Here is a 25,735-nt window from a genome sequence, read left to right as displayed (position 1 = left end):
CTCAGGCCCCCTTGGCCGTCCGGGCTGTCGACGACATGGCGATCAGGTGGGCGGCCGGCTCGGAGTAGCCGATCCCGACCACCTTGGCCCCGTCGAAGTGGAAGGAGGTGAGACTGGCCAGCCCGCACTCCCGGCGACGCGGATCGTGCCAGAGCCGCTTGCGCTCGACGTAGCGGCGCAGCGTCCAGATGGGGAGCTGGTGGGAGACGATGACCGCCTCGCGCCCCTCGGCCGCGACCCGGGCGGCGTGCAGCCCGGCGAACATCCGTTCGGCGATGGCCCGGTAGGCCTCGCCCCAGCTCGGGGTCACCGGGTCGCGCAGCACCCACCAGTTACGCGGGTCGCGGAACGAGCCGTCGCCCGGCGACACCTTCTTGCCCTCGAACCAGTTGGCGCTCTCGATCAGCCGCTCGTCCACCCCGACCGGGAGCCCGAACTGGGCGGCGATCGGCTCGGCGGTCTGCTGCGCGCGTTCCAGCGGACTGGCCACCACGTGCACGACCTCGCGCTCGGCGACCGCCTGGGCGGCGGCCTTGGCCATCTGCACGCCCAGCTCGGACAGCCGGAAGCCGGGCAACCGGCCGTAGAGGATCCGGTCCGGGTTGTACACCTCGCCGTGCCGCAGCACGTGGACGACGGTCTTGCTCATTGCATCCCCCTCGTTCGCGACTGCGGGGCTCGCATACCCGGCTCACTCCTCGCGCTCACCGGCTCTACCCCCCGTGGCCTGCCGCTGCCGCTGCCGTCGCCGCGTCCGGCAGGGCGGCGGCGATGTGCTCCAGGGCGGCGTCGTCGAGCGCCGCCGACACGAACCACGCCTCGAACGCGCTCGGCGGCAGGTAGACACCGGCGGCGAGCATCGCGTGGAAGAACGCCTTGAACGCGGGCACCTGCTGGGTGCGGGCGCTGTCGTAGTCGACCACGTCGGCGTCGGTGAAGAAGATCGAGAACATGCTGCCCGCGTACGACAGGCGGTGCGGAACACCGGCGGCGCTGAGCGCGTCGGCGGCGAGCCGGCCCACCACGGCGGCCGTGTCGTCGAGCCGGCGGTAGAGCGCGTCGTCGGCGAGCCGCAGGGTGGCCAGGCCGGCGGCGCAGGCCAGCGGGTTACCCGAGAGGGTGCCGGCCTGGTAGACCGGACCGGCCGGGGCGAGCCGGGACATGATCTCCGCCCGCCCGCCGAACGCCGCCGCCGGCAGCCCGCCCCCCATCACCTTGCCGTACGTCCACAGGTCGGCGTCGGACGGGTCGAGGCCGTGCCAGCCGGAGCGGGAGACCCGGAACCCGGTCATCACCTCGTCGACGATGAGCAGCGCGCCGTGCGCGTGGGCGAGCGCCGCGAGCCGGGAGTTGAAGCCGTCACGCGGGGCGACCACGCCCATGTTGCCGGCGGCGGCCTCGGTGATGACCGCCGCGATGTCCGGCCCCTGCGCGGCGAACGCCGCCTCGACGGCGGCCAGGTCGTTGTACGGCAGCACGATGGTGTCGCCGGCCGCCGCGCCGGTGACCCCGGGCGAGTCGGGCAGGCCGAGGGTGGCGACGCCGGAGCCGGCAGCGGCGAGCAGCCCGTCGGAGTGCCCGTGGTAGCAACCGGCGAACTTGATGATCCGGGAACGACCGGTGAAGCCCCGGGCCAGCCGGATCGCCGACATCGTCGCCTCGGTGCCCGAGTTGACCAGCCGGACCTGCTCCACCGGGGTCCGGTCGACGATCTCGGCGGCCAGCTCCACCTCGCCCGGGGTGGGGGTGCCGAAGCTGGTGCCGAGGGTGGCGGCCTCCCGGACCGCCTCGACCACCTCGGGGTGGGCGTGGCCCAGGATCAACGGCCCCCAGGAACAGACCAGGTCGACGTAGCGCCGCCCGTCGGCGTCGTACAGCCAGGGCCCCTCCCCCCGGACCATGAAGCGCGGGGTGCCGCCGACGGCACGGAACGCGCGCACGGGTGAGTTCACCCCGCCGGGCACGATGGCCAGGGCGCGGTCGAACAGGGCCTCGGAGGCCGGTGCGTCGGCCGGGTAGCGACCGGTGCCGGCGGAAAAGGTATTGGTCACGATGCGGCCATTGTGTCAGCGCCGGACGGGGAATCGGCAGGCACCCCGGGGCGGGGTTACCCGGCTCACCCGCCGGACGGGATCGGGACGCCGGTGGTCGGGTGCCCTCGCCGGCACGGCGGATCGCCTCACCGGGCCGGGACGCCGAGATCGCGATAGGCTGACCGGGTGGATCGTGCCGAACTGTCCATCACGGTACACCGGACGGGCGACGAAGTGGTGCTGCGCCTGGCCGGTGAGATCGACATGCTCACCGCAGCCCAGTTGTCGACCGTCGTGAACGAGGTGCTCACCGATCCTCCACCACGCATCGTGCTCGACCTGGCCGGGGTGACCTTCTGCGATTCGCAGGGCCTGGGCACGCTGGTGGTGCTCAGTCGCAAGGCCAGCCACTCCCAGTGCCTGCTGATCCTGAGCAACGTGGGCGACTTCCTGCTCCGCGTCCTCGACATCACCGGCCTCCGGTCCGCCCTGATGATCCGCAACGAGACCTCCACCTGAGCTGGTCCGCGCCTGACGGGGGCCGGCCACCGGCCACCGGTCGCCCGGCGGCCGGCCCCGTCCCGCCGGGGCACCGGCGGCCGGCACGTGCCGGGTGGGGTACGTCCCGTCAGATGGTGGGCACGTCCCGGCGGTGGAAGGCGGCGAGGCCGGTCACCGCGAACAGCCCGGCGAGCCCGGTCATCGTCAGCAGCGGGGTGGCGCTCCAACCGGCCCGCAGCACCTGCGGGGTGTGGGTGAACGGCGAGAGGTCCAGCAGCCACTGGCTCAGCTCCAGCACCGCACCGAGCTGGCCGAGCAGCACACAGACCGCGAGCACCGCCCAGGCCGTCGGGGAGAGGCGGGGCAGCAGCCCGTACAGCAGCACCGCCAGCCCGGCCAGCAGCCAGGCCGCCGGCACCTGCGCCAGGCCGGCACCGAGCAGCCGGGGCAGTTGGCCCGGCACGTCGTCGACGCTCAACCCATAGGCCAGCCCGGCCGCCAGCCCGGTCACCGCCAGCACCACCACCGGCCCCAGCAGGGCGAACGCCAGATGCGAGGCGAGCCAGGCCAACCGGCGCACCCCGGTGGCCAGCACCGGCTCGACCCGCCCGGCGGCCTCCTCCGACCGTGTGCGCAACGCCGCCTGGATGCCGTAGCCGGCGGCGGCCAGCCCGGCTATCCCCAACGACGCCCCCAGGTAGGCCTCGGCCATCCCCGACGCCCCGCCCAGCCGGGCCATCATCTGCTCCAGCGCGGCGTTGCCGGCGACCGACCGTCCGGCCGCCTCGGCCGCCCCGCCGATGGTCGCCCCGAGCAGGCCGAAGCCCACCGACCAGCCCAGCAGCAGGCCCCGGTGCAGCCGCCAGGCCAGGCCGAACGGTCCGGACAGCGCCCACCCCGCCCGGCCCGGACCACGCCGGGACGGCAGCACGCCGGCACCGATGTCCCGCCGCACCGCGACCGGGTACGTCACCACGGCGAGCAGCGCCGTCAAGGCGACCGGCAGGACCAGCACCCACCAGCGTTCCCCCTCGTAGGCACGGATGCGCGGCGCCCAGCCCAGCGGGGACAGCCAACTCGGCCACTCGTCGCGGGCGGTGTCACCGACCAGCCGGAGCGCGAACGTCACCCCGAGTACCCCGGCGGCGATCCCCCGGGCTCCACCGGCGGTCTCGGTGAGCTGGGCGGCCAACCCGCCCACCGTGGCGAAGACCACCCCCACCAGCGCCGCCGACAGCCCGTACGCCAGTGAGCCGGCCGCCGGCAGTCCGCTGGCGACCAGCCCGCCGGCGGTGAGCAGGCCGAGCAGCAGGCTGGCCGCGTACGTCGTCAGCAGCGCGGCGGTGAGGCCCGCGTACCGGCCGAGGACGGTCGCGCCGAGCAGTTCCCGCCGGCCGGCCTCCTCCTCGGTGCGGGTGTGCCGGATGACGGTGAGCAGGGCGGCCAGCCCGACGATCACCTGGAGGAAGCCCGCGCGCTGGGCGGTCAGCGCGCCGACGCTGTCGCCGTAGACCGGGCCGAGCAGGGCCACCACCGACGGGCTGCGGGCGGTGCCGGTGGCGTACGCGGCCCGCTCGGCGGCGGTCGGGAAGAGGGTGGCGAAGCTGCCCGCGTACGACACCGGCAGCACGGCCAGCAGCAGCACCCAGAGCGGGAGGACGATCCGGTCCCGGCGCAGGATCAGCCGGACCAGGTGTCCGGTGCCGGTGAGGGCGCTCACCGGCGTACCCCGGTCGGCCGGTCGCCGCCCGAGCCGGCACCGCCCGACGCGGCCCCGCCCGACGCGGCGCCGCCCGACGCGGCCCCGTCCGACGCGGCGCCGCCCGACGCGGCGCCGCCCGACGCGGCCGGGGCGGACGGCCCGGGACCGGCGGGCGGCGCGGCGGCGGGCGTCTCGTAGTGGCGCAGGAACAGCTCCTCCAGCGTCGGCGGCTGGCTGACCAGGCTGCGGACGCCGATCTCGGTGAGCCGGCGCAACGCGGCGTCCAGCGCGACGGTGTCGACGTCGAAGCGGACCCGCTCCCCGTCGACCCGCAGGTCGTGTACGCCGGGCAGGGCGGCCAGGCCGTCGATCGGACCGGCCAGCTCGGCGTCGATCGCGGTGCGGTGCAGGTGGCGCAGCTCGGTCAGGGTGCCGGTCTCGACGTGGCGGCCGTTACGGATGATCGTCACCCGGTCGCAGAGCGCCTCCACCTCGGCGAGGATGTGGCTGGACAGCAGCACCGTGCGGCCATCGCGTCGAGCCCGGTCGATCCAGTGCTGGAACACCTCCTCCATCAGCGGGTCCAGCCCGGAGGTGGGCTCGTCGAGGACGAGCAGTTCGACGTCGGAGGCGAGCGCGGCGACCAGCCCGACCTTCTGCCGGTTGCCCTTGGAGTAGGTGCGCCCCTTCTTGCGGGGGTCCAGCTCGAACGACTCCAGTAGCTCGGCGCGGCGTTTCGGGTCGAGCCCGCCGCGCATCCGACCGAGCAGGTCGATCACTTCGCCGCCGGAGAGCTGGGGCCAGAGGGTGACGTCCCCCGGCACGTACGCCAGGCGGCGGTGCAGCGTGACGGCGTCGCGCCACGGGTCGCCGTCGAGCAATCGGACGGCCCCCGCGTCCGCCCGCAGCAGCCCGAGCAGCACCCGGATGGCGGTCGACTTGCCGGCGCCGTTCGGGCCGAGGAAGCCGTGCACCTCACCGGCCCGGACGTTCAGGTCGAGCCCGTCGAGGGCCCGGGTGCGGCCGAAGGTCTTCACCAGGCCGGTCACCGCTATCGGGTTTTCCATAATTCAGAAGCTACGCTTGTTTCACAATGTTGTGAAGCATGTGTCCGGTACGGCACCATCGCCTGCACCACCCGACACCCGAGGAGCACCGAGCCGATGTCTGACGACCGCCACCCCGGCCGGCACGAAGAGGTCCACCTCTTCGTGGAACGGATGGCGATGGCCTGGGCCGACGTCGGCTTCCCCCGGATGGCCGGCCGGGTCCTGTTCACCGTGATGAGCGCCGACGGCCCGCTGACCGCCGCCCAGATCGGCGAGCGGCTGGGGGTCAGCGCGGCGGCCGTCTCCGGCGCGGTACGCCACCTGACCCAGTTCGGCATGCTGGTGCGCGAACCGGTCCCCCGCTCCCGGCGCGACCACTACCGGATGCCGGACGACCCCTGGTACGAGGGGACCATCACCAAGACCGGCCTCTACAAGAACTTCATCGACATCGCCGACGCGGGCGCGGACGCGCTGGGCGGCACGGCCACCCCGGGCGGTGAACGGGTGGGCGAGATGCGGGACTTCTTCGTCTTCGTCCAGGAGGAACTCGACTCGCTCGGCGAGCGCTGGCGTGCCCGCCGCGCCGCCAACGGCCATGCTGAGCCGCCCGCCGCCTGAGCGACCACCGGTCGGGCGATCCGGCCCGGTCGGGGTGTCACCCCGACGGTCCGGCCCCGGTCAGGCGGTGTGACCCCAGCGGGCGTGTTCCAGCACGTCCAGGGCGCGCTGCCGGGCCTGCGGATCGTCCTCGGCGCGCAGCAGGGTGCTCGCCTCGTCCACCGCGTCGGTGAGCACCCGCCACTGGGCGTCGCGCTCGCGCACCACGTCCGACTGCGCCGCCAACTGCCGGGTCTTCACCCACAGCTCCACGAACACCGACACCTTCGCCCGCAGCACCCACGGGTCGAACGGCTTGGTCAGGTAGTCCACCGCACCCACCGCGTAGCCGCGCAGCGCCAACTGGGCGTCCTTGTCGGCGGCGGTGAGGAAGATGATCGGTACGTGCCGGGTCCGCTCCCGGCGCTTGATGTGACTGGCCGTCTCGAACCCGTCCATGTCCGGCATCTGGGCGTCGAGCAGGATGACCGCGAAGTCGTCCACCAGCAGTTGCTTCAGCGCCGCCTCACCGCTCTCCACGGCCACCGACTGCACCGGGAGCCCCTGCAGGATCGCCTCCAGCGCCATCAGGTTCTCCCGACGGTCGTCGACCAGCAGCGCCTTGGCCGTCTGCGTCACGAATTCTCCCTGTCTCGGCGGCCGCTGATCCAGGACGCCATCCGTTCGATCAGCCCGTCCAGGTCCACCGGCTTGGTGATGTAGTCACTACCCCCGGCCGCCAGCGCCGACTCCCGGTCACCCGGCATCGCCTTGGCGGTGAGGAAGACGATCGGCAGGTCGGCGAAGCGGTGGTTCCGGCGGATCTGCCGGGTCGTCTCGTACCCGTCCTGGTCGGGCATCATGGCGTCCATCAGCACGATGTCCACCTCCGGATGCTCCGCCAGCACACGGACGCCGTCCGCGCCGTTGTCCGAGTACAGCACGGTCATCCCGTGCAGTTCCAACGCGCTGGTCAACGCGAACACGTTGCGTACGTCGTCGTCCACGATCAGCACGGTGGCACCGTCCAACCGCCGGGTGGCCGGGGCCTCCGGCGTGGCCAGCTCCATCGGCGGCATCAGCAGCGACGACGGCAGGCCCGCGCGCTCCGGCGACGGCGGCTGCGTGGCCACCACCGCGTCCGGCGCCAGCACGTCCGGTACGAAGAGGGTGAACGTCGAGCCCTGGCCCGGCGCGGAGGTCACGGTGATCGTGCCGCCGATCAGCCGCGCCAGGTCCCGGCTGATCGACAGGCCCAGCCCGGTGCCGCCGTACCGTCGGCTGGTGGTGCCGTCGGCCTGCTGGAACGCCTCGAAGATGATGCTGAGCTTGTCGTCCGAGATGCCGATGCCGGTGTCGATCACGGTGAAGGCGATCACCTGCCGGGCGTTGGTCAACGCCGGCACGTCGAAGACCGCGTTCTCCGCCGCCGGACCGATCCGCAGGGTGACCGCGCCGTTGTCGGTGAACTTCACCGCGTTGGAGAGCATGTTGCGCAGGATCTGCTGCAACCGCTGGGCGTCGGTCACCAGCGCCGGGGGCAGTTCCTTGGCCACCCGCACCTGGAAGTCCAGGTTCTTGTCCTCCGCCTGCGGGGCGAACGCCTGCTCCACGTAGTTGCGGATCTCGGCGAACCGGATCTCCGTCGGTTCGACGTCCATCCGACCGGCCTCGATCTTGGACAGGTCCAGGATGTCGTCGATCAGGCGCAGCAGGTCCGAGCCGGAACCGTGGATCGTCCGGGCGAACTCGATCTGCTTCGGGGTGAGGTTGCGCTCCGAGTTCTCCACCAGCAGCCGGGCCAGCAACAACAACGAGTTCAACGGGGTACGCAGCTCGTGGCTCATGTTGGCCAGGAACTCCGACTTGTACGCCGACGCCCGGGTGAGCTGCTGGGCCTTCTCCTCCAGGCCGAGCCGGGCCAGTTCGATCTCCCGGTTCTTGGTCTCGATGTTGCCCTTCTGCTCGCTCAGCAGCTGCGCCTTGTCCTCCAGCTCGGCGTTGGTGCGCTGCAACTCCGCCGACTGGTCCTGCAACTCCAGCGCCAGCCGCTGCGACTGGGCCAGCAGTTCCTCCGTACGCCGGTTGGCCTGGATGGTGTTGACCGCGACGCCGATGGTGAGCACCAGCCGCTCCAGGAACGCCAGGTGCAGCTCCGAGAAGCGGGCCACGCTGGCGAACTCGATCACCCCGAGCAGCTCCCCCTCGAACAGGATGGGCAGTACCACCAGGTCGGACGGGAGTGTCTCGGCCAGCCCCGACCGCAGGGTGATCCGCCCGTCGGGCAGCGCGTTGAGCCGGATCGTCCGGCGGGAGAGGGCGGCCTGGCCGACCAGCCCCTCACCCGGCCCGAAGGTGACCTCGTGCCCCCGGGCGACGTAGCCGTACGAGGCGGTCAGCCGCAGCCGCATCACCCCGTCGGAGGTGTCCGCCAGGAAGAACGCGCCGAGCTGCGCGTCGACCAGCGGGGTCACCTCCATCATGATCATCCGGCAGACCTCGCCCAGGTCCCGCTGGCCCTGGAGCAGGCCGCCGATCCGGGCCAGGTTGGAGTCCAGCCAGCCCTGCTCGGCGTTCTTCTTGGTCGTCTCCCGCAGGGTGACGATCATCTGGTTGATGTTGTCCTTCAGCTCGGCGACCTCGCCCTGCGCCTTGACCGCGATCCGCTGGGTCAGGTCGCCCCGGGTCACCGAGGTCGAGACCTGGGAGATCGCCCGGAGCTGGGTGGTCAGCGTCGAGGCGAGCTGGTTGACGTTCTCGGTGAGATCCCGCCAGGTGCCACTGACCCCCTTCACCTGCGCCTGACCACCGAGCTTGCCCTCGATGCCGACCTCGCGGGCCACCCGGGTCACCTCGTCGGCGAACGAGCTGAGCTGGTCCACCATCGTGTTCACGGTGTTCTTCAGCTCCAGGATCTCGCCCTGCGCGTCGACTGTGATCTTCTGCCCGAGGTCGCCCTTGGCCACCGCCGTGGTCACCGAGGCGATGTTGCGGACCTGACTGGTCAGGTTGGACGCCATCGAGTTCACGTTGTCGGTCAGGTCCCGCCAGGTGCCGGAGACCCCCTTCACCTGCGCCTGACCACCGAGCTTGCCCTCGGTACCCACCTCCCGGGCCACCCGGGTCACCTCGTCGGCGAACGACGAGAGCTGGTCCACCATCGTGTTGACCGTGTTCTTCAGCTCCAGGATCTCGCCCTGCGCGTCCACCGTGATCTTCTGCGACAGGTCGCCCTTCGCCACCGCCGTGGAGACCTGCGCGATGTTGCGGACCTGGGACGTCAGGTTGGACGCCATCGAGTTCACGTTGTCGGTCAGGTCCCGCCAGGTGCCGGCGACGCCACGGACCTGGGCCTGGCCGCCGAGCTTGCCCTCGGTGCCCACCTCGCGCGCCACCCGGGTCACCTCGTCGGCGAACGACGAGAGCTGGTCCACCATCGTGTTGACCGTGGACTTCAGCTCCAGGATCTCGCCCCGGGCGTCGACTGTGATCTTCTGCCCGAGGTCGCCCTTGGCCACCGCCGTGGTCACCGAGGCGATGTTGCGGACCTGACTGGTCAGGTTGGACGCCATCGAGTTCACGTTGTCGGTCAGGTCCCGCCAGGTGCCGGAGACCCCCTTCACCTGCGCCTGACCGCCGAGCTTGCCCTCGGTACCCACCTCCCGGGCCACCCGGGTCACCTCGTCGGCGAACGACGAGAGCTGGTCCACCATCGTGTTCACGGTGTTCTTCAGCTCCAGGATCTCGCCCTGCGCGTCCACCGTGATCTTCTGCGACAGGTCGCCCTTCGCCACCGCCGTGGAGACCTGGGAGATGTTGCGGACCTGGCTGGTCAGGTTGCCGGCGAGCTGGTTGACGTTCTCCGTCAGGTCCCGCCAGGTGCCGGAGACCCCGCGCACCTGCGCCTGACCGCCGAGCTTGCCCTCGATACCCACCTCCCGGGCCACCCGGGTCACCTCGTCGGCGAACGACGAGAGCTGGTCCACCATCGTGTTCACGGTGTCCTTCAGCTCCAGGATCTCGCCCTGGGCCGCCACGGTGATCTTCTGGCTCAGGTCGCCCCGGGCCACCGCCGTGGACACCTGGGCGATGTTGCGGACCTGGCTGGTCAGGTTGGACGCCATCGAGTTGACGCTGTCGGTGAGGTCCTTCCAGGTGCCGGCCACGTTCGGCACCTGGGCCTGCCCGCCGAGCTTGCCCTCGGTGCCCACCTCGCGGGCCACCCGGGTCACCTGCTCGGCGAAGAGCCGCAGCGTGTCGGTGAGCGAGTTCATCGTGTCGGTCAGCTCGGCGACCTCGCCACGCGCCCCCACCGTGATCTTCTGCGACAGGTCGCCGCGGGCCACCGCCGTCGCCACCTGGGAGATCGACCGCACCTGGCCGGTCAGGTTCGACGCCATGGTGTTCACCGAGTCGGTGAGGTCCTTCCAGGTGCCGGCGACACCCCGGACGTCCGCCTGACCACCCAGCTTGCCCTCGGTGCCCACCTCCCGGGCCACCCGGGTCACCTCGTTGGAGAACGACGAGAGCTGGTCCACCATCGTGTTGACCGTCCGGCCGATCCGCAGGTACTCGCCGCGCAACGGGCGGTCGTCGATCTCCAGCGCCATGTGCTGGGAGAGGTCACCGTCGGCCACCGCCATGATCACCCGGGCGATCTCGGTGGTCGGGCGGCCCAGGTCGTCGATGAGCGAGTTGACCGCCCGCTGCCCCTCCGCCCAGGAGCCGTCCAGGCCCTCCTCGTCGAGGCGCTCGGTCAGCCGACCGTCCCGACCCACCACCCGGCTGATCCGGCGCAGGTCCAGGTGCTGCCGCTCCTGGAGCGACACCACCTCGTTGAAGGCGTCCGCCACCTCACCGGCCGCGCCCGCGCGCCGGGGCAGCCGGACCTTGAAGTCGCCCCGGCCGACCCGTCGCAGCGCCTCCGACAGCTCACCGAGGAGCGCGTCATGCTCGGAAGCGGACACGTCCGCTGTCACCGACTGTTTCGCGGTCATCATTCCTCGCTCAGCTCGGAGGTCCCCCGGCGTGCCGACACGCCAGCTTCCCCTCATTGTGCCCGGGTCGCCACCGGGGTCGTGGCTGCGACGTGCCCGACGGGGAACCCCGCGGATCTCCCGCCCGCCGTCACCGCTGTCACCCCCGCGTCCGCGCGACCGGGTGTGCCGTCGGCGCACGCCGACCTGGTGCCGTCGGCGCACGCCCACCGGGTTGTGCCGTCCGCACCCGCCCACCGGGTTGTGCCGTCCGCACCCGCCCACCGGGTTGTGCCGTCCGCGCCTGCCGACCGGTGCGGCAGGTGTGACGGTGCGTGGTGCGGCTTGGCACCCGGCCGGCGGCGGTAGAGGATACGGGGGTGTCAGCGGAGCCGGGGGCCGGGACGGGCGGAGGGCAGGACGAGCACGTCCGGCGCGTCCGGCTGCCCGCCGACCGGCGCACCCCGGCCGCCGCCCGCGCGGTCGTCCGCTCGGTGCTCGCCGAGGCCGACCTCGACGAACTGCTCAACGAGGCGCTGCTGCTCACCACCGAGCTGTCCACCAACGCCGTCGAGCACGCCCGCACCGAACTGGACATCGAGGTCGTCGCCGACCGGATCGGCCTGACCGTCACGGTCTCCGACTTCGCCGCCGGGCCGGTGGACGAACTGGTGGTCGGTATCCGCAACGACACCGAAGAGATCGGCGAGGTCTCCGCACGGGGGCGGGGGTTGCTGCTGGTCGACCACTTCGCCAGCCGCTGGGGCACCACCTACCTACCCACCGGCAAGGGGGTGTGGTTCCGGCTGGACCGCCACGGTGACCACGGCGACGGGCCGTCCGCCCCGTACCCGCCGCCCGGTCGGACCGACGGCGACCCGGCGACCACCGCGCCGAGCGCCGCCGCGATGAGCGAGCTGACCCAGACCCGACCCGACCCGTACGCCGACGAACCGCTGCCCGAGTTCGCCACCGACCTGCTCACCCGGGTGGCCGAGATGGTGGGCGCGGCCGGCGGGGTGATCCGGCTGGACCGGGGCGAGGGGGAGGGTCCACAGACGCTGGCCCGGTACGGCCGGCAGCCCCGCCCCGGCAACGAGCTGCTCCGGGTGCCGCTGGCGGTGCACCGGCCGTACGCCGGGGAACTGGAGCTGGACGCGGCACCCTCGGCGTACGCCCGGCCGCTGGCCGTGCTCGCCGCCGAACGGCTCTCGCTGCACCTGGAGAACGACCGGCTGCGCCGGGCGGACGTCCGCCGCTCGGCCTGGCTGACCTTCCTCGCCGAGGCGAGCGAACTGCTCGCTCAGTCGCTCGACGTCGACCTGACGATGGCGCTGATCCCGCAACTGGTGGTGCCCCGGCTGGGCCAGTGGTGCGCGGTGCACACCACCGACGAGTGGGGTCGGCTCCGGCTGGCCGCGTCCAGTCACGCCGACGAGTCGGTCCTGCCCCAGCTGCACAAGGTCCTCCAGGAATCCGGGCCGGACTCGGTCCAGGCCCGGCTGCGGGAGGCGTCGCGCACCGGGTCGCAGGTGCCGCTCGGCGGGCCGATGGAGGGCTTCGCCGTGCCGCTGGTCGCCCGGAACCAACGACTCGGCACCCTGGCCGTGGGGCGGCACCAGCGGCACCGGCACGACCCGGACGAGGTGGCGGTGCTGGAGGACGTGGCCCGGCGGGCCGGTCTCGCCATCGAGAACGCCCGGATCCACGCCGAACGGCGGCGGGTGGCGCAGACCCTCCAGCAGTCGCTGCTGCCGCCCGTGCTCCCGGTCGTGGAGGGTGTCGGCTTCGCCGCCGAGTACGCACCGACCGGCGACGAGGCCGAGGTCGGCGGTGACTTCTACGACGTGGTGCCGTTGCCGGACGGGCGCTGGCTGGTGGTGATCGGCGACGTGTCCGGCAAGGGCGTGCAGGCCGCCGCGGTGACCGGGCTGGTCCGGGACGTGATCCGGGTGCTGGTCGGGGACGGCAAGCCGCTGCCCGAGGCGTTGTCCCGGCTCAACGACACGCTGGTCGAACGGGGTGGCGGGCGGTACTGCACGCTCGCCCTGGCGGCGGTCGGGCCGGGCGACGGCGGCCGGCTCGACGTCTCGCTGCACCTGGCCGGCCACGACCGGCCGGTCCTGCTGCACGGTGCCGGTGGGGCGAACTTCGTCGGCACCGGGGGCACCGCACTCGGTCTGCTCGACTCGATCACCTCGCCCTCGGCGGAGGTCCCCCTCGCCCCGGGCGACGCGTTGATCTTCTATACCGACGGGGTGACCGAGCGGCGACGCGGTCGGGAACTCTTCGGCACCGAACGGCTCCGCGAGGCCGCCGCGCCCCTGGCCGGCTATTCCGCCGACGTGATCGCGGCCCGGTTGCGGGCCACCGCGATCAACTTCTCGGTCGAGTCGCCCCGCGACGACATCGCCATCCTGGTGCTCCGCAACGACACCTTCTGAGTACGCCGCCGCCCCCGACGCGGTGGCGGTCGGTCAGAGGCCGCCGGGGAGCCGGCCGGGGGCGAGCCGGCGGTGTGGGTCGAGGTGGTCCTTCGCCTCCCGCAGCCGGGGGATCACCGCCGCCTCACCCCACACGTCGACGGCCCGGCGTACCGCCGGGGGCGCGGCGACCACCACGCACCGGCCCCGACGGGCCAGCAGCACCCCACGGACGGCGGCGAGGATGCCGGCCACCCGGTCGACCGGCAACGCCCCGGGCAGCGCGGCGTGCACCACGCCCAGACCGGCGGAGCCGCGCACCGGCAGGGGCGCACCGGCGGCGTCCCGCAGCGCGTAGACCGCGGCGTGCAGGTCGGTGGCGGGTGCCTCGACCCGCAGCGCGGTGTCGCCCGGCGCGAACGGATAACGCCGCCACCACGACGGCGGCTGGTCGGCGCTGCTCGCCGCAGCGCCGAGCAGCGCCAGCAGGCGGTCGGCCCGCTCGGCCACCTCGGACCGGCCACCCTCCAGCAGGATCGTCAGCTCACCGGCGCTGCCCCGGGCCGGCGGCGGATCCGCCCGCCGGCCGGCCATCGCGGGATGGTTGGCACGGGCCGCCGCCTCGGCGGCGGACATCGGCCGGCCCGCCGGCCCCGAGGTGGCCCCCGCCGCCGGGGCGACGGCCGGAGCCGGCGGGGAACCGGCAGCCGGCAGGTCCAGCTCGACGGCGGCCGGGTCGAGGTCGGCGGCGAGCACCGCCCGGATCAGGTCGTGCACCTCCAGCGGGGTCCACACCGGCCGGGACACCCAGAGCCGGGCCGCCGGCACCGCCGGGGCCCGCAGCGTGGCCGAGACGAGCACTCCCAGGCCACCCTGCGAGCCGCAGAACAGCCGACCCAGGTCGAGGCCGACCGGGGCCGCCGCACCGGCCAACTCGGCGGCGCTGCGCCCGGCACTGACCAGCTCGCCGGCGGCGTCCAGCCAGCGCAGGCCGACCACCTGGGCGCACGCGGTGCCGTGACGGTGCCGCAGCGGGCCGGACTCGTCGGCGGCGAGCACCCCGCCGAGGGTGGCTCCGGGGGACGGCGGGTCGAGGGTGAGCCGACGGCCGGTGCGGTCGAGGGTGGCCTGCACGGCCCGCAACGGGGTGCCCGCACCCACCTCGACCACCGGGGAGGCCGCCGGCTGGTGACCGATCCCGGCCAGCCGGCCGGTGTCGAGCATGATGTCGACCCGGGCGGGGGCGGCACCCCAGTCGATCTTGGTGCCCGCGCCCCGGGGCACCACTGACAGATCGTGCCGGGCGGCGAGCCGCAGCACCTCGGCCGCCGCAGCCGGCCCGCCGGGCACGGCCACCCACCGGGCGAGCCGCCCGGCCACCTCGTCGGCCGCTCCCGCGAACCGGGCGAAGGAGGGACCGCAGATCCCGGCCAACCGCCGGGTGATCTCCGCTGCACCGGCCGAACCCGCTCCCGTCGACATGCCAGTCATCGTACACATGTTCTAAAGCGGTGGGTGGTGGTTCGACCGCGCCGCGCAGCGCGACGGGCCGGTAACGTGGCGGGGTGACCACCGAGACCACCCCGCCCGTCGCCCGACAGGTGCCCGCGGAGCGCACCCACCACGGCGACACCGTCGTCGACGAGTACGCCTGGCTGGCCGCCAAGGACGACCCGGCGACCATCGCCCACCTCACCGCGGAGAACGCCTACACCGAGCAGCGCACCGCGCACCTGGAAGCGTTACGCGGCACGCTGTTCACCGAGACCCGGCAGCGCACCCAGGAGACCGACCTGTCGGTGCCCACCCGCAAGGGGGGTCACTGGTACTACACCCGCACGGTCGAGGGCCAGCAGTACGGCGTGCAGTGCCGCCGCCCGGTCCGCGACGGCGAGACCGCGCCCCCGGTCAGCGTGGACGGCGCCCCGCTCGACGGTGAGGAGGTGCTGCTCGACGGCAACCAGCTCGCCGAGGGGCACGAATTCTTCTCCCTCGGCGCGTTCGACGTCAGCCCCGACGGCCGCTGGCTGGCCTACTCGACGGACTTCTCCGGCGACGAACGCTTCACCCTGCGGATCAAGGACCTGAGCACCGGCGAGCTGCTCGACGACGAGGTGCCCGACACCTTCTACGGCACCGCCTGGTCGGCCGACGCGAGCGTGCTGTTCTACATCACCGTCGACGAGGCCTGGCGGCCCGACCGGGTGTGGCGGCACACCGTCGGCACCCCGTCGGGCGAGGACGTGGTGGTGTACGCCGAACAGGACGAGCGGTTCTGGGTGGGCGTCGAGCTGACCCGCTCCGAACGCTTCGTGCTGATCGACAGCAACAGCAAGGTCACCAGCGAGGTCCGGGTGATCCCGGCCGACAACCCGACCGGCGAGCCGGCGGTGATCGCGCCCCGCCGGCAGGGCGTGGAATACAGCGTCGAGCACCACGGCCACCGCTTCCTGATCCTGCACAACGACGACGCGGAGGACTTCGCGCTGGCGTACACCTCGGCGGACGCGCCCGGCGACTGGGTGCCGCTGATCCCGCACCGCCCGGGCACCCGGCTTGAGTCGGTCGACGCGTTCGCCGACCACCTGGTCGTCTCGCTGCGCAGCAACGGGCTGACCGGGCTGCGGGTGCTCCCGGTCGGCGGCGGCGACGGCCACGACATCGAGTTCCCCGAGCCGATCCACAGCGTCGGGCTGGACGGCAACCCGGAGTACCGCACCCGGCAGCTCCGGTTCCGCTACACCTCGCTGGTCACCCCCGACTCGGTGTACGACTACGACCTGGTCACCAGGGAGTTGACGTTGCTCCGCCGCAAGCCGGTGCTCCCCGGGCCGGACGGCCACGCGTACGACCCGGCCGACTACGAGCAGCACCGTGAGTGGGCGCTCGCCGACGACGGCACCCGGGTGCCGATCTCGCTGGTCTGCCGGCGGGACACCCCGCGCGACGGCTCCGCCCCCGCCGTGATCTACGGCTACGGCTCGTACGAGGCCAGCACGGATCCGTGGTTCTCCATCGCCCGACTCAGCCTGCTCGACCGGGGCGTCGTCTTCGCCGTGGCCCACATCCGGGGCGGCGGCGAACTGGGCCGCCGGTGGTACGACGAGGGCAAGCTGCTGGCCAAGAAGAACACCTTCACCGACTTCGTGGCCTGCGCCCGACACCTGGTCAAGGCCGGCTGGACGGCGAGCGACCGGCTGGTCGCCCGGGGCGCGTCGGCCGGTGGCCTGCTGATGGGCGCGGTGGCCAACCTGGCCCCCGACGCGTTCGCCGGGATCGTGGCGCAGGTGCCCTTCGTGGACGCGCTCACCTCGATCCTCGACCCGTCGCTGCCGTTGACGGTCACCGAGTGGGAGGAGTGGGGCAACCCGCTCGCCGACCCCGAGGTGTACGCGTACATGAAGTCCTACACCCCGTACGAGAACGTCGCCCCTCTGGACTACCCGGCAATCCTGGCGGTGACCAGCCTCAACGACACCCGGGTGCTCTACCACGAGCCGGCCAAGTGGATCGCCCGGCTGCGCGCGGTGGCCCCGCAGGGCGACTACCTGCTCAAGACCGAGATGGGCGCCGGCCACGGTGGCCCCAGCGGGCGGTACGACGCCTGGCGCGAGGAGGCGTTCGTCAACGCCTGGATCCTCGACCGGCTGGGCCGGGCCTGACCCGGGCCGGTGACCACGACCGACGGGGGCCGGGCGGACGACGACCCGCCCGGCCCCGACGTACCCCGATGACGGCCGGGCCGGCCGGTCAGCGGGTCCAGGCCGGGTCGCGGCCGGTGCTGCCGAGCAGCCGGTCCAGCTCGCTCCGGTCGGCGTCGATCGGCACCTCCGGGCCGAACGCGCCCATCTGCCGGCCCATCGGCCCCATCTCGGCCATGAAGTCGCGCACCGCGGCGACGCTCTCCGGTGCCGGCTCGTACGGCTGGCCGGTCGCCCGCGCCAGGTCCCAGCCGTGCACCACCAGGTCCACCACGCCCATCAGGCCGAGCGTCGACCGGGAGAGCCCCATCCCCGGCACGACCCCCTCCTCGCTGGCCGGGTCGTCCCAGGCGACGACGAGCTGCGCCACCTCGGCGGCGAACCGGTCCCGCCAGCCCGGCTCGGCCACGTGGTCGGTCTTGGCCGACCAGTCCGCCTCCTGCCGGGCGGCCAGCCGCTGGAAATTGACCGCCACGTCGTACACATGGTTGACCAGTCCCCGGACGGTGTAGTCCGCGCACGGCGTGGGCAGGTCGAGCTGGTCGTCGCCGGTCCCCTGAACCAACGCCACGGTCGGCGGGACGGCGGCGGCCAGCAGCTCACTAGTCTTCGTTGGCATACGGCCAGCGTATGAAGGTGGTCTTGAACGAATGCGACAGCCACGCGGGGATCACCGGGGCATCCTCGATCCGGCCCGGCTGCGCCGGGAGGTGCGGTTCCGCCGGCACCTGCCGGCCCCCGCGCTGCGCCCCTGGGTGGAGCACTACTGGCTGGTCGACTGGGCGCTGACCGCGCCGTTCGTGCAGCAGGTGGTGCCGCACCCGGCGGTCAACGTGGTCTTCCGGCAGGATGCCGGCGGCCCGGAGACCGCCGAGGTGGCCGGGGTCGGCCGACGGCTGTTCACGATCACCCTGACCGGCACCGGAGCGGTCAGCGGCATCCAGTTCCGTCCCGGCGGCTTCCGCCCGTTCTGGCGTCGGCCGGTCGCCGGACTCACCGACCGGCGCGTCCCGCTCGACACCGACCCGACCGCCGGGTCACCCGCCCCACCCGCCGCCGGGCCACCCGCAACCACCGCCGGGCCGTCCGTCCCACCCGCCGCCGGGTCCGCCGGGGCGTCACCGCGCTGCGGGGGTACGGACGACGAGCGCCGCCAGGCGCTGGACGCCTTCCTGCTCACCTGGGCACCGCAGCCCGACCCGGCGACGGCCCAGGCGATCGCCCTGACCGAGACGATCCGCGCCGACCGGACCCTGCTACGGGTGGACGACCTCGCCCGGCGGCACGACCTCCCCGTCCGGCGGTTGCAGCGGCTCTTCCTGGACCATGTCGGGGTCGGCCCGAAGTGGGTGATCCGCCGGTACCGCCTGCTGGAGGCGATCGAACAGGTCGTCTCCGGGTCGCCGGACTGGGCCGCCCTGGCCGCCGATCTCGGCTACAGCGACCAGGCCCACCTGTCCCGCGACTTCGCCGCCGTCACCGGCCGCACCCCCACCGGCTACGCCCGCTCACTGCGCTGATCCCCACCCACGTCCAAGGCCAGCGACCCGCACCCGACAGCTTCGGCCCGACGAGCGCGGAATGTAGGCGAACCAGCCCCGCCGCCAACCCGCCGCCGGCCCTGCCGGCCCGGCTGACCCGGCTGACCCGGCTGACCCCGCCGACCCTACCGGCCCTGCCGGCCCTACCGGCCCTACCGGCCCTGCCGCCGGGTCACTCAGTCCGCCCGACGGTCGACCGACGGCCCCACCGCCCGGTCCAGCCAGCAACCACGCCGGTGGCCGGCTGCACTGTGTGGAGAGTTCTTGTCGCCATAGCAGCAGGAACTCTCCACAATCCTGGTGCGCGGATCACCGCCACCGCATGTCACCGTGCCGCTGCACCAGCCGATCCTGACAGCCGGATCCGGCGGCTCCCCGCCACCTCAGCACCGGCGGGATGCTCCCGGCGGCCCTGACGCGCCGGATACCCAGGACACCCCGACCCTCAGACCCCTCCGACGCCCCGCCCCCTCGGACGCCCCGCCCGTTACCCTCCTCGGACGCCCGGCACCCCGAAAGCACCGATGCGTCCCCACCTCCCGGCGATCCCCACAGCGACCACCTCCACCGACGGCGACGGCAACGGCAACGGCAACGGCGATGACGACGGCGATGACGACGGCGATGACGACGGCGACGGCGACGGCGACGGCGATGACGACGGCGATGACGACGGCGATGACGACGGCGACGGCGACGGCGATGACGATGACGATGAGTAACGACAGTCGCCACCAACCAACGACCCGCCCACATGCTTTGCTCTGCTGCCATCGAGGCGACGGCTACTCCCCGTGTCGGGCCAGGAACACGACACGTCTCCGGTGATTCTAAAGTCGCAGCTCATCGCACTGTCGCGAATGGGGCAGCAGAGCAAAGGATGAAGGAGGAGTAATTGGGGGTTGGCCTGCGATTACGGTGAGCAACATCGAAAGTGGGTTCGGGCCTGAGTACCCTCAGCAATGAGGACAGTGGTGGGGTGTCACGCGCTCGGTGGCTCGGTCGAGCCGGCGAGCGGCCGCCCGGGGGCGCGCATCGGGGGCGGGTGGGGCGAGCACACGAGGACACTCCGCATGGTGGGGCAGTTCCGGAGAGCAGTCGGAACCGCTCAGCGGCGGCGGACCGCCACCACGGCGACGTCGTCGTTGATCTCCGGCGGGGCCAGCTCGACCAGCAGCCGCTGGCAGAAGCCGTCCAGGTCGTCGTCGACCACCGTCGCGCAGGCCGCCAGGGCGGCCAGGCCGTCGTCGATGGTGGCGTCCCGGCGCTCGATCAGCCCGTCGGTGTAGAGCACCAGGGTCGCGCCGGGCGGCAGGGTGAACTCCAGGTCCGCCGGCCGGTCCGCGCGCACCCCGAGCAGCGGGGCCGCCTGCTGCACGTACTCCACCCGACCGTCCACCGTCACCAGCGCCGGCAGGTGCCCGGCGCTGGCCAGCCGAATCCGACCGGTCGACGGGTGCAGCAGCAGGATGCACAGGGTCGCCAGCTCGTTGCGCAGCAACGTCCGCATCAGCACGTTGAGCCGTTCCACGATCATCCCGGGCTGGTGCCCCTCCACCGCGTACGCCCGCATCGCGTGCCGCAGCTCGGCCATCACCGTCGCCGCGTGCAGCGAGTGGCCGGCGACGTCGCCGATCGCCACCAGCAGGTTCCCGTCGAGCATCACCAGCTCGTAGAAGTCCCCGCCCACCTCGGTCTGCGCGCTGGCCGGCTCGTAGCGCACCGCCAGGTCGAGACCGGCCACGTCGGGCAGCCGGCGGGGTAGCAGGCTGCGCTGGAGGGTGACCGCGATCCGGTGTTCCTCGTCGTAGGAGCGCTGCGCCTCCACCGCCGAGGCGACCGCCTGGGCGAGCTGCACCAGCACCGGCGTCCGGGCGGTCTGGGTGGCGGTGGGCACCACCACATAGAGCGGGGCGCGGTCCTCGCGCAGCTTGGCGGCGGCCACGGTCACCGTGTCGTCGACCGGCCAGCGCACCAGCCCCCACCCCTCGGGGGCGTCCACCCGGACGGTCGCGCCGGTCGGCACGCCGGTGTCGTCGACCACCCACGGTACGACCTCCGGCGTCGCGCCCGGACCGGCGGCGATGCCGGCCAGGCAGTCCCCGTCGAAGGTCTCCGCGACCACCGCCGCCGGGCTGCGGAAGATCTGCGCCGCACCCGCCGCCGCCTCCTGCAACAGGCGGGCGAAGGTGGACGCGGCGTGCACCGCCACAGTGGTGTCGGCCAGCCCGGTGAGCCGCTCGGCCAGCAGCTCGGCCCGGGTCCGCGCCTGGTAGTACCGCAGCACCGCGTGCGCGGTGGCGACCAGTTCCTCCGGCTCGATCGGCTCGGCCAGGTACGCGTCCGCACCCCGGGTCAACCCCTGGGTGCGGTCCACCACGTCGACCGCGTGCGCGGACACGTGGATCACCGGGATCGCCGGATGGTCCGCCTTGATCCGCTCGCAGACCTCGAAGCCGCTGAGATCCGGCAGCCGGACGTCGAGCACCACCAGGTCGATCGGGTCCACCCCGACCCGGGCCAACGCCTCGGTGCCGTTCTCGGCCTCCCGGACAGTGAAACCCGCCCGGGTCAGCCAGCTCACCAGCAGGTAGCGCTTGGTCGGGCTGTCGTCGACCACCAGGATCGTCGCCGCAGCGCCGGCCACGTCACACCCCCGCCACGGGCAGGTCCACCGTGAAGCTGCTGCCCCGGCCCGGCTCGCTGGTCAGCGACAGGGTGCCGCCGAGCAGGGCCACCAACCGCCGGGCGTACGGCAGGCCGAGCCCGGTGCCGCTGCGCCGGCTGGTCCCCGGCACCTGGTAGAACTCCTCGAAGATCCGTTCGTGCAGCTCGGCGGGGATCCCCGGACCGGTGTCCGAGACCCGGATCCGGATCCGGTCGGCGGCCCGCTCGGCACGCATCCGTACCTCGCCCCGCTCGGTGAACTTCACCGCGTTGTGCAGCAGGTTGCGCAGCACCTGGGCCAGCAGCACCTCGTCCGAGCGGAGCACCGTGCCCGGGGCCGGCTCCTCCACCAGCAACTCCACCTCGGAGCGCAGGACGAGCGCCCGCAGCGTCCCGCGGAGCTGACCGAAGACCGCCCGCAGGTCGACCTCCGCCCACTCCGGTTCGATCCGGCCCGCCTCCGCCTTGGCCAGGTCGAGCAGGTCGTTGACCAGGGAGAGCAGGTCGGCGGCCGAGGAGCGGATCAGCTCGACCTGCTGGGCCTGCTCGGCGGTGAGCGGATCCGACGCCGGGTCGGTCAACAGCCGCCCCAGCCCGATGATCGCGGTCACCGGGGCCCGCAGCTCATGACTGACGTTGGCCAGGAACCGGCTCTTCGACTCGCTCGCCGCGCGCAACTGGGCCGACTTCTCGTCCAGCTCCGCGTAGAGGGCCACCACCCCCCGGTTGGTCTCCTCCAGCTCCTCGGAGAGCTGGGTGTAGAGCGCCATCACGCCCCGGTTGGTCTCCTCCAGCTCGGCGTTCAGCACGGCCAGCTCGTCGCGCTGGCTGCGTACCTCGTCGAGCGCGGCGATGAGCTGCCCGTTCTGGGTGGCCAACTCGTCGAGGGCGCTGGCCGGGGCACTGGTGCCCAGCTCAGCCAGGCGTGCCGGGGTCAGCGCCGGGGCGGCGGCCGGGACGCGTCGGGACATCCTCACCACGGTAGCGCCCTGCGCCTCCGCCAGTCCCAGGGTGTCCACCAGTCGCGCCACCGCGCCGGACTGCGGCTCGTAGCGGTTGCCCGGTAGGGCACGCAGCGGGGCGAGGTCCACGCTGAGGAACCGCCGGCCGTCCCGCTCCGTCACGGCGGCGAAGCTGACGTCCGCGCCGTCCGTCGTCCGCAGCAGGTCCCGGGCCACCTCGCTGAGCGCGGTGGCGAACCGGACCTGGTCCTGATGCTCCAGGCCGACCGCCGCGGCGACCTCCCGGCCGCGCTGACGGATCCCGAAGATGTCCTGTTCCACCCGCAACGCCATCCGCAGGAGTGGCTCGCGGGCGGTCACGACGGCGCTCTCGCGACCAGCACGCAGGCGTCGTCCCGACGGATCCCGGCGTCCCGCAGCAGGGTCGCCGCGACGACGATCGGCGCCCGCCCGGTCAGCCCCGGGTAGTCGTCGGACCGCCACCGGTCCACCACGCCGTCGCTCTGCATCACCAGGAGCGCGCCGGGCGGGAACGGGTAGTCGTACCCACGGACCGTCGGGCGTTGGTGGCCGGCGATGCCGGGCAGCGACACCATTCCCCGCCGGGTGCCGTCGGGGGCCAGCACCGTCCCGGTGATGTTGCCCAGGCCGGCGTAGCGCAGCAGGCCCGCCGCCGGGTCCAGCTCCGCCACCGCCACCGCGGCCCCCCGGGTGTGCGACATGGCGCGGTGCAGGTGCGTCACGACGGTGGCGGGCGGCCCGTCCGGGGCGGCCCGGAAGGCGGCGACGGCCGCCTCGGCGGCGGCGTTGGCCAACGGCCCGTGCCCCAGTCCGTCGCAGACCAGCACCTGGTGCCGGCCCTGCCCGCTGCGCACGGCGTGGCTGTCCCCACTGACCTGCTCGCCGGTGATCGGCCGGGTCAGCCCCGCCGCCCAGGCCGGGGTCACCCGCGCGTCCCTGGCCCACACCTGCACGGCGAACACGGTGCCGCGCCCCGGCCGGGACCAGGCGTCGTACCAGCTCGCCTGCCGGGTGATCGCGCCGAGGCCGATGCCCAGGGTGCCGGTGGTGGAGTGACCGTCCCGGGAGGAGACCGTCAGGTCGGCCATCCCGGGGCCGGAGTCGATCGCGACCAGTTCCACCCCGGCGACGTCGCCGACGCGCACGGGGCGCAGCAGCAGGACGCCCTCCTGGGCGTGCTTCACCAGGTTGCTGGTCAGCTCCGCGGCGATGATGGCCAGTTCCCCGACCCGGTTCTCACCGAGGCAGAGCTGGCCGCCGAGGCGTTCCGCCGCGCGGCGGACGGCACTGGCCGCGCTGCCGTTCTCCAGCCGGTACCAGTGGCCCGCGTCCGGCACCACGTCGTAGCTCATCGGGACCACTTGGTGACGGTGATCCGGGTGCCCTCGCCGGGGGCGGTCTGGATGTCGAAGTCGTCGACCAGTCGACGGGAACCGCTGAGGCCGAGGCCCATGCCACCACCGGTGGTGTACCCGTCGGTGAGGGCGAGGCCCAGGTCGGCGATGCCCGGCCCGGAGTCGGCGAAGAGGATCCGTACGCCCCGCCGCCGGCCGTCCTCGACCACGGTCACCTCGGCGGTGCCGCCACCGCCGTAGATGAGGGTGTTGCGGGCCAGCTCACTCGCGGCGGTGACCAGCTTCGTCTGGTCGACCAGGGAGAGCCGGACCGCCACCGCCACGGTACGCACCAGCTGACGGACCCGGACGACGTCCTCGTCACTGGTGATCGCCTGGGTCTGCGGACCCAGGTCGACGCCCGCGGTCATGGCGATGTCGCCGCCGTCCCGGACTCCACGTCCTCGGGGTCGTCGTCGTACCCGAGGTCATCGTCGCGGGACGCCGCGATCAGCTCCATGCCCCGCTCCACGTTCAGTGCGGTACGGATGCCGTTGAGCGACAGGCCCAGCTCGACCAGGGTGATGGCGACCGCGGGACGCATCCCGACGACCACCGTCTCGGCGTCGAGCACCCTGGAGATCGAGGCGATGGTGGAGAGCATCCGGCCGACGAAGGAGTCGACGATGTCCAGCGCGGTGATGTCGATGATGACGCCGTGGCAGCCGGTCGCCACGATCCGCTCGGCCAGGTCCTCCTGGAGGGTGACCGCCGTCTGGTCGGACATGTCGATCTGGATGGAGACCAGCAGGATGTCGCCGATCTTCAGGATCGGCACCCGCTCCATCACGCCTCCCGGCTGCGGTGGCGGCGGGACGCCTCCACCCCGGTCAGCCGCAGCACGTGCCGCAGGGCGTCGGCCAGGCTCGCCTTGGTGGCGATGTCGCCGAACTCGATGCCGAGCGCGACGATGGTCTGGGCGATCTGCGGACGGATGCCGGAGATGATGCAGTCGGCCCCCATCAGCCGGGCGGCCACCACCGTCTTGAGGATGTGCTGGGCCACCTGGGTGTCCACCGCCGGCACCCCGGTGATGTCGATGATGGCGTACGGCGAACCGGTGTCGACCAGGGTCTGGAGCAGCCGTTCCATCACCACCTGGGCGCGGGCCGAGTCGAGGGTGCCCACCAGCGGCACGGCGACCACGCCGTCCCAGATCTTCACCACCGGCGTGGAGAGTTCGAGGAGCTGCTCGGCCTGGTCGGCGATCAGGCCCTCGCGGGTCTGCACGTAGGTCTCGAAGGTGAGCAGCCCCATCCGGTCGACCAGGCCGGTGAAGTCGATGACGTCCCGCAGCGAGAGTTCCACGCCGTCGGTCTCGGCCAGCTCGACCAGGACGTCCTTGAGGGCGTAGATGCTGACCGCGGTCTCGGTGGCGGTGAAGCTCTGCCGGGCCCGGCTGCGGGACAGCTCGGCGAGCACGGCCCGCAGCTCACCCGCGCCGGGTGACTGGAGGTCCGCCAGGCCGACGCCGCCGGCATTGATCATGCTAGCGTGCAGCTCCTGCACCTGGAGGCGCAGCTCGGCCTGGCTGAGCCGGCCGCGCAGGGAGGCGGTGACGATCTCCGTCCACCGCTGAACCACCCGCTCACCGTGCCCGGTCAGCAGCTCGACGAGTCGGTCGCCTCCGTCTGCGGTCAACGCCATGGTTACCTCCTGTGAGCTGGACCGGCCGGACTCTATCACCGGAGGCAGAGCCGGTAGTTGCCCCGCGGCAAAGGAATGACCGGTCCCACCGGAAGCGCTCCCGTCCGGCGTGTCCCGCCGTTCGTGGGATACCGTTTCACCAATAACAGGAGGTCTGAATGTCCCTGACGGTGCACACGGAACAGCGCGGCGACGTCGTCGTCGTGTCGGTCGCGGGCGAACTCGACATGGCGACCGCACCGCAGCTCCAGGACCAGATCACCGACCTGCTCGACAAGGGTCGCAGCCGGCTGGTGTTCGACCTGGCCGAGGTGTCGTTCTGCGACTCGACCGGGTTGTCGGTCTTCGTCCGGGCCAAGAACAGCTGCGACGAGGCCGGCGGCGTGGTCCGGTTGGCCGCCCCGCAGCGCGGGGTGCTGCGCATCCTCGAGGTCAGCGGCCTGGTCGAGGTGCTGCACACCTACCCGACGGTCGACGAGGCCGTCGCGGGCGACCCCACCCCCGCCTCGTCCTGACCG

Annotated in this window: 21 protein-coding genes; 7 read left to right on the top strand and 14 right to left on the bottom strand. The window is 72.9% G+C overall.

Annotation, left to right across the window (positions count from 1 at the left end):
* Window position 1 precedes the first annotated feature (1 nt).
* Entirely contained in the window at window positions 2-649 is a 648-nt protein-coding gene (locus O7612_RS02665) for a histidine phosphatase family protein (protein ID WP_067312243.1), read from the bottom strand.
* 64 nt (window positions 650-713) lie between these two features.
* Complete coding sequence (gene hemL, locus O7612_RS02660) at window positions 714-2,051, bottom strand: glutamate-1-semialdehyde 2,1-aminomutase (RefSeq protein WP_282270145.1); 1,338 nt, start codon at window positions 2,049-2,051, stop codon at window positions 714-716.
* A gap of 168 nt (window positions 2,052-2,219) precedes the next feature.
* Here hemL and O7612_RS02655 point away from each other — a divergent pair, with 168 nt between their 5' ends.
* Window positions 2,220-2,552: an STAS domain-containing protein gene (locus O7612_RS02655; protein ID WP_282270143.1), complete on the top strand. Its 333-nt coding sequence runs from the start codon at window positions 2,220-2,222 to the stop codon at window positions 2,550-2,552.
* Window positions 2,553-2,661: 109 nt separating this feature from the next.
* On the opposite strand, the gene O7612_RS02650 is transcribed toward O7612_RS02655, so the two are convergent.
* Together O7612_RS02650 and O7612_RS02645 are read right to left on the bottom strand one after the other, a co-directional pair.
* Complete coding sequence (locus tag O7612_RS02650; protein WP_282270141.1) at window positions 2,662-4,254, bottom strand: ABC transporter permease; 1,593 nt, start codon at window positions 4,252-4,254, stop codon at window positions 2,662-2,664.
* A complete protein-coding gene (locus tag O7612_RS02645; RefSeq protein ID WP_282270139.1) occupies window positions 4,251-5,303 on the bottom strand; it encodes an ABC transporter ATP-binding protein in 1,053 nt (350 codons plus the stop codon). The genes O7612_RS02650 and O7612_RS02645 overlap by 4 nt, the downstream gene beginning before the upstream one ends.
* Before the next feature lie 96 nt (window positions 5,304-5,399).
* Here O7612_RS02645 and O7612_RS02640 point away from each other — a divergent pair, with 96 nt between their 5' ends.
* Window positions 5,400-5,906 carry a MarR family transcriptional regulator gene (locus O7612_RS02640; RefSeq protein WP_282270137.1) on the top strand — a complete coding sequence of 169 codons (507 nt, stop codon included), beginning with the start codon at window positions 5,400-5,402 and terminating at the stop codon, window positions 5,904-5,906.
* A gap of 60 nt (window positions 5,907-5,966) precedes the next feature.
* On the opposite strand, the gene O7612_RS02635 is transcribed toward O7612_RS02640, so the two are convergent.
* Together O7612_RS02635 and O7612_RS02630 are read right to left on the bottom strand one after the other, a co-directional pair.
* Window positions 5,967-6,524, bottom strand: a complete 558-nt coding sequence (locus tag O7612_RS02635) for a response regulator (protein WP_282270135.1) — start codon at window positions 6,522-6,524, stop codon at window positions 5,967-5,969.
* Entirely contained in the window at window positions 6,521-10,885 is a 4,365-nt protein-coding gene (locus O7612_RS02630) for a HAMP domain-containing protein (RefSeq protein ID WP_282270133.1), read from the bottom strand. The genes O7612_RS02635 and O7612_RS02630 overlap by 4 nt, the downstream gene beginning before the upstream one ends.
* Before the next feature lie 356 nt (window positions 10,886-11,241).
* On the opposite strand from O7612_RS02630, the gene O7612_RS02625 reads away from it, so the two are divergent.
* Window positions 11,242-13,305 carry a SpoIIE family protein phosphatase gene (locus O7612_RS02625; protein WP_282270131.1) on the top strand — a complete coding sequence of 688 codons (2,064 nt, stop codon included), beginning with the start codon at window positions 11,242-11,244 and terminating at the stop codon, window positions 13,303-13,305.
* A gap of 33 nt (window positions 13,306-13,338) precedes the next feature.
* Here O7612_RS02625 and O7612_RS02620 read toward each other — a convergent pair whose 3' ends face one another.
* Complete coding sequence (locus O7612_RS02620) at window positions 13,339-14,766, bottom strand: FAD-binding oxidoreductase (protein ID WP_348774259.1); 1,428 nt, start codon at window positions 14,764-14,766, stop codon at window positions 13,339-13,341.
* An 83-nt stretch (window positions 14,767-14,849) separates the two neighbouring features.
* Here O7612_RS02620 and O7612_RS02615 point away from each other — a divergent pair, with 83 nt between their 5' ends.
* Entirely contained in the window at window positions 14,850-16,946 is a 2,097-nt protein-coding gene (locus O7612_RS02615; protein ID WP_282270127.1) for a S9 family peptidase, read from the top strand.
* Between the two features lie 88 nt (window positions 16,947-17,034).
* Here O7612_RS02615 and O7612_RS02610 read toward each other — a convergent pair whose 3' ends face one another.
* A complete protein-coding gene (locus O7612_RS02610) occupies window positions 17,035-17,604 on the bottom strand; it encodes a TIGR03086 family metal-binding protein (protein WP_282270125.1) in 570 nt (189 codons plus the stop codon).
* Window positions 17,605-17,635: 31 nt separating this feature from the next.
* Here O7612_RS02610 and O7612_RS02605 point away from each other — a divergent pair, with 31 nt between their 5' ends.
* Window positions 17,636-18,505 (top strand): AraC family transcriptional regulator, encoded by an 870-nt coding sequence (locus O7612_RS02605; RefSeq protein ID WP_282270124.1) that lies wholly within the window; start codon window positions 17,636-17,638, stop codon window positions 18,503-18,505.
* A 545-nt stretch (window positions 18,506-19,050) separates the two neighbouring features.
* Entirely contained in the window at window positions 19,051-19,248 is a 198-nt protein-coding gene (locus O7612_RS02600; RefSeq protein ID WP_282270123.1) for a hypothetical protein, read from the top strand.
* Between the two features lie 386 nt (window positions 19,249-19,634).
* Here the strand turns inward: O7612_RS02600 and O7612_RS02595 are convergent, their stop codons facing one another.
* The 6 genes from O7612_RS02595 to O7612_RS02570 are packed head-to-tail and all read right to left on the bottom strand — an operon-like array spanning window position 19,635 to window position 25,217.
* Window positions 19,635-21,173 carry a SpoIIE family protein phosphatase gene (locus O7612_RS02595; RefSeq protein ID WP_282270121.1) on the bottom strand — a complete coding sequence of 513 codons (1,539 nt, stop codon included), beginning with the start codon at window positions 21,171-21,173 and terminating at the stop codon, window positions 19,635-19,637.
* Between the two features lies 1 nt (window position 21,174).
* On the bottom strand, window positions 21,175-22,488 hold the full coding sequence (locus O7612_RS02590; RefSeq protein WP_282273770.1) for a sensor histidine kinase: 1,314 nt from the start codon (window positions 22,486-22,488) through the stop codon (window positions 21,175-21,177).
* Between the two features lie 23 nt (window positions 22,489-22,511).
* On the bottom strand, window positions 22,512-23,528 hold the full coding sequence (locus O7612_RS02585) for a SpoIIE family protein phosphatase (protein ID WP_282270119.1): 1,017 nt from the start codon (window positions 23,526-23,528) through the stop codon (window positions 22,512-22,514).
* Window positions 23,525-23,941 (bottom strand): ATP-binding protein, encoded by a 417-nt coding sequence (locus O7612_RS02580; RefSeq protein WP_282270117.1) that lies wholly within the window; start codon window positions 23,939-23,941, stop codon window positions 23,525-23,527. The genes O7612_RS02585 and O7612_RS02580 overlap by 4 nt, the downstream gene beginning before the upstream one ends.
* A complete protein-coding gene (locus O7612_RS02575; protein ID WP_282270116.1) occupies window positions 23,938-24,357 on the bottom strand; it encodes an STAS domain-containing protein in 420 nt (139 codons plus the stop codon). Before O7612_RS02575 ends, O7612_RS02580 begins: the two co-directional genes overlap by 4 nt.
* Window positions 24,357-25,217, bottom strand: a complete 861-nt coding sequence (locus tag O7612_RS02570) for an STAS domain-containing protein (protein ID WP_282270115.1) — start codon at window positions 25,215-25,217, stop codon at window positions 24,357-24,359. The genes O7612_RS02575 and O7612_RS02570 overlap by 1 nt, the downstream gene beginning before the upstream one ends.
* Before the next feature lie 158 nt (window positions 25,218-25,375).
* Between O7612_RS02570 and O7612_RS02565 the strand changes: the two genes are divergently transcribed.
* Window positions 25,376-25,732, top strand: a complete 357-nt coding sequence (locus tag O7612_RS02565; protein ID WP_067310147.1) for an STAS domain-containing protein — start codon at window positions 25,376-25,378, stop codon at window positions 25,730-25,732.
* Window positions 25,733-25,735 lie beyond the last annotated feature (3 nt).

It is taken from the genome of Micromonospora sp. WMMD987 (assembly GCF_029581435.1).
Lineage (GTDB): Bacteria > Actinomycetota > Actinomycetes > Mycobacteriales > Micromonosporaceae > Micromonospora > Micromonospora rifamycinica.
The sequence above is the reverse complement of the archived record's forward strand: the minus strand, read 5'-3'. Positions and strand labels throughout refer to the sequence as shown.

Bases quoted from the DNA above. Each gene is read 5' to 3' on its own strand.
- O7612_RS02665 (WP_067312243.1), bottom strand. From the start codon at position 649: ATGAGCAAGACCGTCGTCCACGTGCTGCGGCACGGCGAGGTGTACAAC.
- O7612_RS02645 (WP_282270139.1), bottom strand. From the start codon at position 5,303: ATGGAAAACCCGATAGCGGTGACCGGCCTGGTGAAGACCTTCGGCCGC.
- O7612_RS02640 (WP_282270137.1), top strand. From the start codon at position 5,400: ATGTCTGACGACCGCCACCCCGGCCGGCACGAAGAGGTCCACCTCTTC.
- O7612_RS02630 (WP_282270133.1), bottom strand. From the start codon at position 10,885: ATGATGACCGCGAAACAGTCGGTGACAGCGGACGTGTCCGCTTCCGAG.
- O7612_RS02620 (WP_348774259.1), bottom strand. From the start codon at position 14,766: ATGTCGACGGGAGCGGGTTCGGCCGGTGCAGCGGAGATCACCCGGCGG.
- O7612_RS02610 (WP_282270125.1), bottom strand. From the start codon at position 17,604: ATGCCAACGAAGACTAGTGAGCTGCTGGCCGCCGCCGTCCCGCCGACC.
- O7612_RS02605 (WP_282270124.1), top strand. From the start codon at position 17,636: ATGCGACAGCCACGCGGGGATCACCGGGGCATCCTCGATCCGGCCCGG.
- O7612_RS02600 (WP_282270123.1), top strand. From the start codon at position 19,051: ATGCGTCCCCACCTCCCGGCGATCCCCACAGCGACCACCTCCACCGAC.
- O7612_RS02590 (WP_282273770.1), bottom strand. From the start codon at position 22,488: ATGGCGTTGCGGGTGGAACAGGACATCTTCGGGATCCGTCAGCGCGGC.
- O7612_RS02585 (WP_282270119.1), bottom strand. From the start codon at position 23,528: ATGAGCTACGACGTGGTGCCGGACGCGGGCCACTGGTACCGGCTGGAG.
- O7612_RS02580 (WP_282270117.1), bottom strand. From the start codon at position 23,941: ATGACCGCGGGCGTCGACCTGGGTCCGCAGACCCAGGCGATCACCAGT.
- O7612_RS02575 (WP_282270116.1), bottom strand. From the start codon at position 24,357: ATGGAGCGGGTGCCGATCCTGAAGATCGGCGACATCCTGCTGGTCTCC.
- O7612_RS02570 (WP_282270115.1), bottom strand. From the start codon at position 25,217: ATGGCGTTGACCGCAGACGGAGGCGACCGACTCGTCGAGCTGCTGACC.
- O7612_RS02565 (WP_067310147.1), top strand. From the start codon at position 25,376: ATGTCCCTGACGGTGCACACGGAACAGCGCGGCGACGTCGTCGTCGTG.